This window comes from Phaeobacter sp. CAU 1743 (assembly GCF_039839315.1).
GTDB classification, from domain to species: domain Bacteria; phylum Pseudomonadota; class Alphaproteobacteria; order Rhodobacterales; family Rhodobacteraceae; genus Phycobacter; species Phycobacter gallaeciensis_A.
This window is the reverse complement of sequence record NZ_JBDOQR010000014.1, coordinates 1-11,327: the sequence shown is the minus strand read 5'-3', so window position 1 is coordinate 11,327 and position 11,327 is coordinate 1. Positions and strand designations below refer to the sequence as shown.

9 protein-coding genes and 1 pseudogene are annotated in these 11,327 nt (G+C 62.1%); 5 read left to right on the top strand and 5 right to left on the bottom strand.

From position 1 onward, the window contains the following. Window positions 1–15 precede the first annotated feature (15 nt). Window positions 16–1,062 (top strand): zinc ABC transporter substrate-binding protein, encoded by a 1,047-nt coding sequence (locus AAFO90_RS07740; RefSeq protein ID WP_347509010.1) that lies wholly within the window; start codon window positions 16–18, stop codon window positions 1,060–1,062. Between the two features lie 44 nt (window positions 1,063–1,106). On the opposite strand, the gene AAFO90_RS07735 is transcribed toward AAFO90_RS07740, so the two are convergent. Further along, window positions 1,107–2,381: an FAD-binding oxidoreductase gene (locus AAFO90_RS07735; protein WP_347509009.1), complete on the bottom strand. Its 1,275-nt coding sequence runs from the start codon at window positions 2,379–2,381 to the stop codon at window positions 1,107–1,109. Then, window positions 2,371–3,873, bottom strand: coding sequence for an aldehyde dehydrogenase family protein (locus tag AAFO90_RS07730; RefSeq protein ID WP_347509008.1), 1,503 nt, complete (start codon window positions 3,871–3,873; stop codon window positions 2,371–2,373). Before AAFO90_RS07730 ends, AAFO90_RS07735 begins: the two co-directional genes overlap by 11 nt. Before the next feature lie 142 nt (window positions 3,874–4,015). Here AAFO90_RS07730 and AAFO90_RS07725 point away from each other — a divergent pair, with 142 nt between their 5' ends. The 3 genes from AAFO90_RS07725 to AAFO90_RS07715 all read left to right on the top strand — a co-directional run bounded on the left by AAFO90_RS07725 (window position 4,016) and on the right by AAFO90_RS07715 (window position 6,862). After that, the gene (locus AAFO90_RS07725) at window positions 4,016–4,915 is read left to right on the top strand and encodes a LysR substrate-binding domain-containing protein (protein ID WP_347509007.1); all 900 of its coding nucleotides are present in this window, start codon (window positions 4,016–4,018) and stop codon (window positions 4,913–4,915) included. Continuing rightward, window positions 4,915–5,802, top strand: a complete 888-nt coding sequence (locus tag AAFO90_RS07720) for a LysR substrate-binding domain-containing protein (RefSeq protein ID WP_347509006.1) — start codon at window positions 4,915–4,917, stop codon at window positions 5,800–5,802. The genes AAFO90_RS07725 and AAFO90_RS07720 overlap by 1 nt, the downstream gene beginning before the upstream one ends. A 103-nt stretch (window positions 5,803–5,905) precedes the next feature. Next, window positions 5,906–6,862 carry a 1-phosphofructokinase family hexose kinase gene (locus AAFO90_RS07715; protein ID WP_347509005.1) on the top strand — a complete coding sequence of 319 codons (957 nt, stop codon included), beginning with the start codon at window positions 5,906–5,908 and terminating at the stop codon, window positions 6,860–6,862. Window positions 6,863–6,872: 10 nt separating this feature from the next. Here AAFO90_RS07715 and AAFO90_RS07710 read toward each other — a convergent pair whose 3' ends face one another. Both AAFO90_RS07710 and AAFO90_RS07705 read right to left on the bottom strand, forming a co-directional pair. Continuing rightward, window positions 6,873–9,239, bottom strand: coding sequence for a 1-deoxy-D-xylulose-5-phosphate synthase N-terminal domain-containing protein (locus AAFO90_RS07710; protein ID WP_347509004.1), 2,367 nt, complete (start codon window positions 9,237–9,239; stop codon window positions 6,873–6,875). Between the two features lie 10 nt (window positions 9,240–9,249). Next, window positions 9,250–10,452, bottom strand: coding sequence for a methionine gamma-lyase (locus AAFO90_RS07705; RefSeq protein WP_347509003.1), 1,203 nt, complete (start codon window positions 10,450–10,452; stop codon window positions 9,250–9,252). A 116-nt stretch (window positions 10,453–10,568) separates the two neighbouring features. Between AAFO90_RS07705 and AAFO90_RS07700 the strand changes: the two genes are divergently transcribed. Continuing rightward, on the top strand, window positions 10,569–11,027 hold the full coding sequence (locus tag AAFO90_RS07700; protein ID WP_274830762.1) for an Lrp/AsnC family transcriptional regulator: 459 nt from the start codon (window positions 10,569–10,571) through the stop codon (window positions 11,025–11,027). A 192-nt stretch (window positions 11,028–11,219) separates the two neighbouring features. Here the strand turns inward: AAFO90_RS07700 and AAFO90_RS07695 are convergent. Further along, window positions 11,220–11,327 (bottom strand): annotated as a pseudogene (locus AAFO90_RS07695) (IS5/IS1182 family transposase); the annotation flags it as partial.

Below are 11,327 nucleotides of genomic sequence, written 5' to 3'. Positions count from 1 at the left end.
GAGAGGACTGTCGGAATGAAAGGCTTATCTTACGCAGCGGCGCTGCCTGCTGTTTTTGGGGCAGGGATGGCGCTGGCCGAGGTGCCGCGGGTAGCGGTTGATATCGCGCCGGTGCATGGGCTGGTCGCCCGTGTGATGCAGGGAGTGGGAGAGCCGGATCTGGTGGTGCCGCCCGGTGCGTCACCCCATGGCTACGCGATGCGCCCCTCCGAAGCGCTGGCGCTGGACCGCGCTGATGCGGTGTTCTGGATTGGCGAAGCACTGACACCCTGGCTGGAAGGCCCGCTTGAGACCCTGGCGGGGCGGGCGCGGGTGACCGAACTGCTGGATGTCGATGGCACGCTGGAGCTGGAGTTCCGGTCGGGCACGACCTTTGATCACGATGATCACGATCATGAAGCCGAGCATGATCACGACGGTCACGCTGGCGAAGATCACGATGGACATGAGGATCACGCCGAAGAGGGCGAGCATGGTGACGATCATGATCACATGGCGCATGATGAACACGGCGACGCGCATCACGAGGATCACGCTGGCCACGCACATGAAGGCATTGACCCCCATGCCTGGCTGGCGCCGGAAAACGCAGAGCTGTGGCTATCGGTCATTGCCGCAGAGCTGGCCGCGCTGGACCCCGAAAACGCAGAGATCTACATGGCCAACGCCAAGGCCGGTCAGGCGGAAATCAAGGAAACCGTGGGGCGCCTTGATGCGGTTCTGGAGCCACTGCGCGCCAGCGCCTTCATCGTTTTCCACGACGCTTACCAGTATTTCGAGCACAGTTTTGCGCTGACCTCATCCGGGGCGATTTCGCTGGGCGATGCTTCGGACCCAAGCCCCGCGCGCATCGCCGAGATCCGCGATGCGGTCGCGTCCCATGGCGTCGCCTGTGTCTTTTCCGAGCCGCAGTTCAATCCGGGACTGGTCGATACGGTGCTGGATGGGACCGGGGCAAAAACGGTAGTGATCGACCCCATGGGCAGCCACATCCCGTCGGGGCCGGATTTCTACACGGATCTGTTGTCCGAACTGGGCAGTGCGATGGCGAGCTGCCACTAGGTATTCCGGAAAGGGGCAGGGCGGGGGACCCTGGTCTGCCCCTTTCAGAACCGGTTCTTGACCAGATGCGTCAGGGTCGCGCCGGTCTCGTAATAGGCTTGTTTGAGCCCGGCAAAGGGCAGGCTGTGGCTGGCCACCGGGTCTACCGGAAGGCAGGATGTCTCGCCAGTCAGCAGTGCCTCCGCCATGCGGGTGCCAAACAGTGTGCCGGGGCAGATGCCGCGCCCGGAATAGCCGAAACAGGCATAGCCGCCGTCCAGATGCTGGATCTTCGGCAGGTGTTCCGTGGTCATTGCGATCCGCCCGAACCAGGTTTGTCGCAGGGGCGTGTCGGCCAGCGCCGGGAATAGATCGGCCAGTTTGCGCCGCAGCCAGCCGAGGTGAATGCCGCTGCCGGGATGGTTCAGCGCCCCCATGCCGCCGATGATCAGGCGACCTTCCTGATCCAGCCGCCAGGAGGACATGACCAGCGCCGAATCCCAGCATCCTTCCAGCTCGGGCAGGATGGCCCTGCGAACACTGTCCGGCAGCGGATCGGTTGCGGCCTGGAAATAATGCACCGGGATCATGGCTGGGGTTTGCAGCCCTTCGATGGGCAGGGCGTAGCCGTTGGTGGCGACGATCATATGCTTGGCGCGAATGCGGCCATTGGGGGTGGTGATGTCCCAGATATCCTGCTGCCGTGTGGCCGATAGGGCAGGGGTCTCTGCGTGGACCTTTGCACCTGCGCCCGCAGCGGCCCGGGCGAGGCCACGGGCATAGGCCAGCGGCTGGATCGTGCCGGCGCGTGGATCAAACAGCGCGCCGAACACCTGTTCGGACCCGACCCTTGCCTGCGCTTCGCTTGCGTCCAGCAGTTTCACCGGAGCGCCGATCCGCGACAGCTGGTCGAAGCGCCGTTGCAGGTCTTTCATGCCGCTGGGGGCATGGGCGCAGTGCAGCGTGCCCTTGCGGACCGGTTCGCAGGCGATCTGATGGGTTTCGATCAGGTCATAGACCATATCCGGCGCCCCGGCGAGCAGGTCGGACAGGCGGCGCCCGGCCGCCTCGCCGATTTCGGCGTTGATATCCTCGGGGGGTAGCCAGAGGCCTGCATTGGCCAGACCGACATTGCGCCCCGACCCACCGCTGCCGAAACTGCCCGCCTCGATCAGGCGGACATCGGCACCTAGTCCCGCAGCCTTCAGCGCGGCGGCACACCCTGTGTAGCCGCCGCCGATCACCACCAGATCCGCAGTGACCTCTTCGGTCAGCTGCGGCGCCAGGATCTGCTCCCGGCAGGTGTCATGCCAAAGACTGGACGCCAGATCAGATGTCAAATTTGATCCCCTGTGCAAGTGGCAGATCGCGTGAATAGTTCACAGTATTCGTCTGCCTGCGCATATACCCTTTCCAGGCGTCAGATCCGCTTTCGCGGCCGCCGCCGGTTTCCTTTTCTCCGCCAAAGGCCCCGCCGATTTCGGCACCGGAGGGTCCGATGTTCACATTGGCGATACCGCAATCCGAACCCGCTGCCGAGAGGAAATATTCGGTCTCGCGCACATCGGTGGAGAAGATGCAGGAGCTGAGCCCCTGAGGCACGTCGTTCTGCAGGGCGATGGCCTCATCCAGATCGTCGTATTTCACCACATAAAGGATCGGCGCGAAGGTTTCGGTATGCATGATTGCCGATTGTTCCGGCATTTCCACGATGGCCGGATGGGCATAGGCCGCATCGCCATGGCTGCCCTTTTGCGCCTGCCCGCCGCCGTGCACCTTTCCACCTTCGGCCTTGGCCTGCGCCAACGCAGCGTCCATGGCGTCCAGCGCGGGACGGTCGATCAGCGGGCCGACCAGGGTGCCGTCGGCCAGAGGATCACCAATCGGCAGACCCTCATAGGCCTTGATCAGGCGCGGGATCAGCTGGTCATAGATGTCCTTGTGCACGATCAGGCGGCGCAGGGTGGTGCAGCGCTGCCCGGCTGTGCCAACGGCGGAGAAAACGATGGCGCGCAGGGCCATTTCCAGATCCGCCGAAGGGGCCACGATCATCGCGTTGTTGCCGCCCAGCTCCAGAATCGTGCGTCCCAGGCGTTTGGACATATCGGCGGCAACCGCCTTGCCCATCGGCACCGAACCGGTGGCCGAGATGATCGCGACATCCTTGCAGGCTGTCAGCGCTTCGCCCAGATCGCGTTCGCCAACCAGAGTCTGAATCAGGCCTTTTGGGGCTTCCTCGCCAAAAGTCTCCATCACCCGGTCGCAGATCTTCTGAACTGCCAGCGCCGTCAGGGGGGTCTTCTCGGAAGGTTTCCAGATCACCGGATCGCCGCAAACAAGCGCCAGCGCCGTGTTCCAGCACCAGGGCGCCACCGGGAAGTTGAACGCGGTGATGATGCCGCAGGTGCCCATCGGGTGCCAGGTCTCGCGCATGGCGTGGCCGGGGCGTTCTGATGCGATGGTGAGGCCATAAAGCTGGCGGGACAGGCCAACCGCGAAATCGCAGATGTCGATCATCTCCTGCACTTCGCCAAGGCCTTCCTGATAGATCTTGCCGCATTCCAGCGTCACCAGCCGACCAAGGTTTTCCTTCTCGCGGCGCAGCTCTTCGCCCAGCAGGCGGACCAGTTCACCGCGGCGCGGGGCGGGCACTTGCCGCCAGGCCGTGAATGCCTGTTTCGCATCCGCGATCTGGGTGTTTGCCTCGCTCACACTGTGCATCTTCAACTTGGCGATTTCGCTGCCATCGACCGGCGTGGTCACGCTGAGCGTTCCACCCCAGAGTTCGTCTTTGGTCAGGCCAGCGGCGGTCAGGATATCTGCGTAATCCATGGAGGGAGTCCTTGTCAGAGAATGCTGATCATGAGGGAAAGAACTATCTTTGATGATCAGGTGTTGGCATTTTCCCTTGTTTGTCATTGAAAGGAGTGGTTTGCACATGAAACTAATTCCTGCCGGTATGAGGTAAAGTCATATGATCGCGCCGCGTCGCTTTTTACCCTCCATTCCATCCCTGCTTGCCCTCGAAGCGGTGGACCGTCTGGGTAGTGCCTCGGCGGCGGCCGAGGATCTGTCGCTGACCCAAAGCGCGGTCAGCCGTCAGCTGAAACAGCTGGAAGAGCAGATGGGGGTTGATCTGATTGCGCGTGATCAGATGCGGATGCAGCTGACACCGGCGGGGGCAGGGTTCGCACAGGAGGCACGCGGTATCCTGACCCGGCTGGCGCAGGCGTCGGTGAAGCTCAGGGCAAACCCGGATGGTGGCAGTCTGAACCTGTCGATCCTGCCTTCCTTCGGGCTGCACTGGCTGGCGCCGCGGCTGAAGGATTTCGTGGCCGCGCATCCGGGGATTACGGTCAACCTTCAGACCCACAACCTGCCCTTCAGTTTCGAGGGCAGCACCACACAGGCGGCGATTCATTATGGGGTGCGTGACTGGCCGGGCGTCGAATACCTGCCTCTGATGCCCAAACACGTGCTGCCGGTCTGTGCGCCGGGGTTGATGCAGGCCCCGGCCGCCGCGCCAGAGGAGCTGCTCAATTTCCCGCTGTTGCATCTTGAGACCCACCCGGACAGCTGGGAGCAATGGTTTGCCCTGCATGATGTTCCGGCGGAAAAACTGCGCGGTATGCTGTTCGATCAATCCTCGGCGATGACGCAGGCGGCGGTGCATGGGCTTGGCGTTGCCTTGCTGCCGACCTTCCTTGCCGAGGCAGAGATTGAACAGGGACGACTGCAACTGGCGGTGCCCGGCGCGCCGGTGAGCCTGGGGTCCTATTTCCTGGTCTGGCCGCAGAACCGGGCGGCGGATTATCCCCTGCTGAAGTTCCGTGACTGGCTGGTCGGGCAGATCGGCCCGCAGGAGGTGTCGTGATGCGGCTGCCGAGCCTGACCCACTTGCGCTGTTTCGAAAGCGCAGCCCGGCATCAGAACTTCACCGCCGCCGGCGAGGAACTGGGACTGACCCAAAGTGCGGTCAGCAAGAAGGTGAAGGAGCTGGAATCCGTTCTGGGGTTCGAGTTGTTCCAGCGGGTCGGGCGCGGTGTGGTGTTGACCCCGGCCGGGCAGGGGCTCGCCACCGATCTGGCGCAGGATCTGGGCTCGCTGAAGGCCAGCCTGCAAAAAGCGGTTGCCGCCGGGGCCGGGCGTTCGGCGCTGCGGATCGCCGTCCTGCCGACATTCGCCAATCGCTGGCTGATCCCAAGGTTGCCGGATTTCTTTGCCCGCCACCCCGAGATCGAGCTGAATTTCACCACCCGGCTGGAGCCGTTTGATTTCAGCCGCACCTCTTTTGATCTGGCCATTCATTACGGGCTCGACAATTGGCCCGGTACCTTGATGACCGAATTGTTCGGCGAGCAGATGATCCCGGTCTGCGCGCCGGATTTCTTTGCCGGGCAGGATCTTGCGGGCAATCCGAATTGGCCTGGGGTGCCGCTGCTGCATCTGGAAAGCCGCGAAGAAGCTTGGCGGGACTGGTTCGCACGAGCTGGGATCATCGGTGCGCCACGTCAGGACGGGCGCTATTTCGACCAGCATTCGATGGTTATCGCTGCAGCGGTGGCCGGGCTGGGCGCAGCGATCGTGCCATATGATATGGTAGATCAGGAAATCGCCTCGGGTGAGTTGATGCGCATTCCCGGTCCGCATCTGACCTCCCGCAAACGCTATTATTTCGTGCGCCCCTACGGGGCGGCGCCAAAACCGGTGCAACGGTTCGAGGCCTGGCTTAGAAAACAGCTGCGCAGGGAAGAGCCTTAACCGCCATATCCGCCCGGCGGCTCAGACCGTCCGGGATTGGTGGCGCTACAGAAAAGAATTAGATGTGCAGAGGCTGTGCTCTGACCTGCCTGCTGGGAAACCAATGTCCAAGATCCTGACAATCACGCTGAACCCTGCCGTTGATCTGGCCACCTCGATCGACCACGTGGTGGCAGGCCCCAAGCTTTATTGTGATACTCCGCGCACCGATCCGGGCGGTGGCGGCGTCAATGTGGCCCGGGCCATTCACAGGCTGGGCGGCGATGTTCTGGCGCTCGTTGCCGTAGGCGGCGCCATGGGGGAGCGGCTGTTGCAGCTTTTGGCAGCGGAGGGCGTCCCGGTGGATCCCGTGCAGGCCGGTGGTGAAACGCGGCAGAGTTTTGCGGTGACGGATACATCGACCGGGGAACAGTTCCGCTTCAGTGTTCCGGGTGAGGAGATGAGTGAGGCTGATGGCGCGCGCCTGCTCGATGCGATTGTCTCTGCCGCGCCAAGGGATGGTTATGTGGTCCTTAGCGGTGGCGTCACGCCCGGTCTGGGTGACGATTTCCCGCAAAAGGTTCTGGCGGCCCTGACCCCGAGCCGGAGCAAGCTGGTAGTCGATACTTCAAAGACTGCGCTGGAACATCTGCTCTCCTCACCTTCCGATCCAGTGCATTTGTTGCGGCTGGATCAGCGTGAGGCGGAGCAGTCAGCAGGGCACAGGATGGAGAGCCTGAATGACAGCTACACCTTTGCCGAGGCGCTGATTGCGCGCGGCGTGGCGGAGCTCGTGGTTGGCGGCCGCGGCGGTGAAGGCTCCATTCTGGTGACGGGGCAGCAGCGGTTTTTCTGTCGCGCACCCGAGGTTCCGATGGTCAGTAAAATCGGGGCAGGGGATGCCTTTACCGGGGCGCTGACGCTGGCCCTGTCGCAGGGCCAGCCTCTGGGGCAGGCGTTGCGCTGGGGCGTTGCCGCCGCCAGCGCAACGGTCCAGACCGAAGGCACCGCATTGTTCAAGGCCGAGGATGTAACGGCACTGCTGGACCGTTGCGTGCTTCGCGAAGATACATCCCTTTGATGTGCGCCCCTCAGGCCATCTTCTTCCCGGCTGTCAAACCATTCACCTTTTCGACGATGGCGCGGGCGTCGATGCCGTGGTGGCGGTAAAGATCCCCTATAGTGCCGGTCTGGCCAAAATGCTCCACCCCAAGCGGGATTGTCTGGTGCCCGGCGACAGAGCCAAGCCATGACAATGTGGCCGGATGCCCGTCGATCAGAGTGATGATCCGGCAATGGGGCGGCAGCCGCCCCATCAGGGCCTCGATATGCGATTGCGCCGCCGCATTGCCGCGGGCGCGAGCGCGTTGCGCCGCTGTCCAGCCTGCATTCAGCCGGTCCGCCGAGGTCACCGCCAGCACGCCAATGTCGCGGCGACCTTCGCCGACCATTCCGGCGGCCTTGATCGCCTCTGGGCCAACTGCGCCCTGATAGGCGATCACCACGTCGCAATTCGGCCCCGGCTTGCGCAGCCAGTAGGCGCCATCGATGGCACCCTGACGGAATTCTTCGTCGACGCGTTTGCCGGGCTGTTCAACAGGGTTGGTGGTGAGGCGCAGATAGACCGACCCGCCGGTCTCATCCCGCAGCCAGGTGCGTTCATCCGGATCGCCCTCGCCATCGCGCTGCACGTAGTCAAAGGCCCACTCCATGATCACTGCCAGTTCGTCCGCAAAGGCAGGTTCAAAGGAGGCCAACCCGTCCTGGCTCATCCCGATGAGAGGGGTTCCGACGGATTGGTGCGCACCGCCTTCGGGCGCCAGTGTCACCCCGGAGGGGGTGCCGACCAGAATGAAACGCGCGTCCTGATAACAGGCATAGTTCAGCGCATCGAGGCCGCGGGCGACAAAGGGATCATAGACCGTGCCGATGGGGATAAGCCGCTTGCCAAAGAGCGAATGCGACAGGCCCGCCGCGCCCAAGAGCAGCATCAGATTCATCTCGGCAATGCCCAGTTCGATATGTTGGCCCTGCGGTGTGAACTCCCATTTCGCGGTCGAGGGAATGCGGTTTTCGATAAATGCATCGGCCTGTTCGGTGCGAGCAAAGAGCTTGCGCCGGTTCACCCATGGGCCAAGGTTGGTGGTGCCGGTCACATCAGGTGAGGTGGTGACGATGCGGTGGGCCAGTGCGCTATCGCCCTTCGAGAGATCATCAAGGATCTTGCCAAAGGCCATCTGGGTCGACACCTCGCGCGAGGTGTCGACGGCAATCGCGGGCACCGCCAGTTTGTCATCCTGATAGCGGCGGGTGCCCTTGGCAAAGAAGGGCACCTCAGACAGGAAGGCACGCAGGGCATCCGGGTCTTTGACCGCTGCCAGAGGCTCCCATTCTTCGCCTTCAGCCACGCCCATGTGCTTTTGCCATTCGGCGAACTGGGACTTGTTCATCAGCCCGCCGTGATTGTCCTTGTGTCCCGCAATGGGCGTGCCCCAGCCCTTGATCGTATAGGCGAGGAAACAGGTGGGCCGGTCGTGGTCGATGGCGTCAAAGGTCTGAGCCATGGTCTCTACGCAGTTCCCGCCCAGGTTCTCCATCAGCGCGGCCAGTTCGGCGTCGCTGCGCCGGTCGATCAGGGCCGTCACATCGCCCTGATCGCCGAGATCATCCATCAGCCGCTTGCGCCAGACTGCACCGCCCATGAAGGTCAGCGCGGAATATTCCTGATTGGGGCAGGCATCGATCCAGTCTCGCAAATGATCGCCACCGGGTTCCTCGAACGCGGCCCGCTGCAAGACGCCATGTTTGACCCGCACCACATCCCAGCCGAAGGCGTCGAAAATCTTCTCGATCCGCCCGAACAACCCTTCGCGTACGATTCCGTCCAGTGACTGGCGGTTGTAATCGATGATCCACCAGGTGTTGCGCAGATCGTTTTTCCAACCTTCCTGCAGGGCTTCGTAGATATTGCCCTCGTCCAGTTCTGCATCGCCGACCAACGCCACCATGCGGCCCATCGGGGCATCGCGCCCCCAATCCTTGGCCTTGATGTAATCCTGGATAATCGCAGCAAATGAGGTGATCGCCACGCCAAGGCCCACCGAACCGGTGGAAAAATCCACATCGTCGATATCCTTGGTCCGGCTGGGATAGCTCTGCACGCCACCAAAGCCGCGGAAATTCTCCATCTTCTCGCGGGTCTGGTTGCCCATCAGGTATTGCATCGCGTGAAAGACCGGCGAGGCATGGGGTTTCACGGCCACCCTGTCCTCGGGCCGCAGTGCCGAGAAATAAAGCGCGGTCATGATCGACACCATCGAGGCCGAGGAGGCCTGATGCCCGCCGATCTTGATCCCGTCTACCTTGGGGCGCACGTGATTGGCGTGATGGATCATCCAGTGCGACAGCCACAGCAGCCGCTGTTCGACGGTCTTCAGGTGGGTGAGATCGGCGGGCATGGCGCTCTCCTTATTCGGCAGCGTGTTTGGCGGGCGTGGGCAGGGCCTGATCCAGATCCTGCAGGATGTCGGCCACGTCTTCCAGCCCCACCGACAGGCGGATCAGGCCATCGCTGATGTCATGCTCAAGCCGTTCCTCGGCGGTATAGGTCGAATGGGTCATCGAGGCCGGGTGCTGGATCAGCGTTTCCGCATCGCCCAGCGACACGGCGCGCTGGATCATCTCGAGCGCGTTCATGAACTGGATCCCGCCAGCCATACCGCCGTCGATTTCAAAGGCGATCATTGCACCCGGCTGCGCCATCTGGCGTTCGGCCAGTTGGTGCTGGGGGAAGCTTTGAAGCCCCGGAAAATGCACGCTGTTGACGGCCGGATGCGCCTCCAGATACTCCGCCACCACCCGGGCAGAGGCGCAGTGACGATCCATGCGCAGGGCAAGAGTCTTGAGCCCGCGCAGGATCAGCATGGCATTGAACGGCGCCATTACTGCCCCCGTCATGTCCTTCATCCCCACCAACCGGATTTCGGTGATCTGCTCGGCAGTGCCTGCGATCAGCCCGGCCACCACATCACCATGGCCGCCAAGGTATTTTGTGGCGGAATGCACCACGATATCGGCGCCAAGCTCAATCGGGCGGGTCAGATAGGGGGTTGCATAGGTGTTGTCGACCACGACCTGCGCACCTGCCGCGTGGGCGATGTCTGATGCTGCCGCGATATCAACAAGACGCATGTTCGGATTGGCCGGGGTTTCGAAATAGACGACGCGGGTCTTGTCACTGATCGCCGCACGCAGGTTATCCACGTCAGTCATGTCCACATGGGTAATGGTGACACCCCATTTTGCCAGCCCGTGCCGCATGAAGGCAAAGGTGCAGCCATACAGCGTCTTGTCGACGATCACCTCGTCGCCCGGCGACAGAAGGGTCCACAGAACCGCAGTGATCGCGCCCATGCCGCTGGCCATGGCAAGGCCTGCCTCTGCCCCTTCGAGCGTCGCGATGCGCTGCTCAAGCAAATCGCAGGTCGGGTTGGAAATGCGGGAATAGATATGGCCTTCGCGCTCTCCGGCGAAGGTATCTCCGCCCGCTTCGGCGGTTTCAAAGGAGAAGGTCGAGGTCAGATGCAGGGGCGGGGTCAGCGCGCCGTCATTGTCCAGCGGGTTATAGGCGTGGTGGATGGCACGGGTGGCAAATCCTGCGGCGCGGCTCATTGGGATATCTCCTGAAACTTGGTGGCGCCACTTTGTGCTGACCTGTACGGCATTTGATTGCCAATTCTGCCTTGGTTGAGGTAATTATTGGCAGTATCTGCCAATATGAGGGCTTCATGGACAGTAAAGACCGACAGATCATCCGTGCGTTGCAGCGGGACGGTCGCATGACCAACCAGGATCTTGCCGATGCGGTGAATCTGTCACCCTCTCCTTGTCTGCGGCGGATCCGGAACCTTGAAGCCAAGGGGATCGTGCAGGGCTACAGCGCCGATGTGGACGCGGCGGCCTATGGTCTGTCGATCATGGTGTTCGTGCGCGTCCGGCTGGAGCGGCACAACGAGGCGGATGTAAAGAATTTCGAAAGCCGTATCCGGATGATCGATGAGGTGCTGGAATGTCACGTGATGACCGGGGCAATGGATTACCAGCTGAGGGTGCTTGTGCCCGATCTCGAAGCCTATGAGGATTTCATACGGAACCGCATTCATCCCATCGGCGGCATCGCCTCGATCGACACCAGTTTTGTCTACGGCACGGTGAAAAAGACGGCGGTGTTTCCTTCGGTTGCGTGAGCGCGGTGCATGTCGCCAAAGAGCGGTCGGTGCAGATACGTCGTCCCAATTGTAAATCCCATTCAGAAATGTCACGGAGTTTGCAAAGCAGAAAGGTCACCACAGGGAGCGACGGGAGCAAGGCTTTGCAGCCCGCAGCCCCCAAATATCGGAGGGCTGAAAAGCCTTGCGGGTGTTAGGGTCTGTGGACATTCATCGTGAGGCGATGATGGCAGCCGCGAGATGCCAATTGGCGGCGTAGCTGGACGTTGTCTTTTCGTAGCGGGTCGCTATGGCTCTGAATTCCTTGATCTTTGCGAA

Coding starts and splice junctions, on each gene's coding strand:
- AAFO90_RS07740 (WP_347509010.1), top strand. CDS start 16: ATGAAAGGCTTATCTTACGCAGCGGCGCTGCCTGCTGTTTTTGGGGCA.
- AAFO90_RS07730 (WP_347509008.1), bottom strand. CDS start 3,873: ATGGATTACGCAGATATCCTGACCGCCGCTGGCCTGACCAAAGACGAA.
- AAFO90_RS07725 (WP_347509007.1), top strand. CDS start 4,016: ATGATCGCGCCGCGTCGCTTTTTACCCTCCATTCCATCCCTGCTTGCC.
- AAFO90_RS07720 (WP_347509006.1), top strand. CDS start 4,915: ATGCGGCTGCCGAGCCTGACCCACTTGCGCTGTTTCGAAAGCGCAGCC.
- AAFO90_RS07715 (WP_347509005.1), top strand. CDS start 5,906: ATGTCCAAGATCCTGACAATCACGCTGAACCCTGCCGTTGATCTGGCC.
- AAFO90_RS07710 (WP_347509004.1), bottom strand. CDS start 9,239: ATGCCCGCCGATCTCACCCACCTGAAGACCGTCGAACAGCGGCTGCTG.
- AAFO90_RS07705 (WP_347509003.1), bottom strand. CDS start 10,452: ATGAGCCGCGCCGCAGGATTTGCCACCCGTGCCATCCACCACGCCTAT.
- AAFO90_RS07700 (WP_274830762.1), top strand. CDS start 10,569: ATGGACAGTAAAGACCGACAGATCATCCGTGCGTTGCAGCGGGACGGT.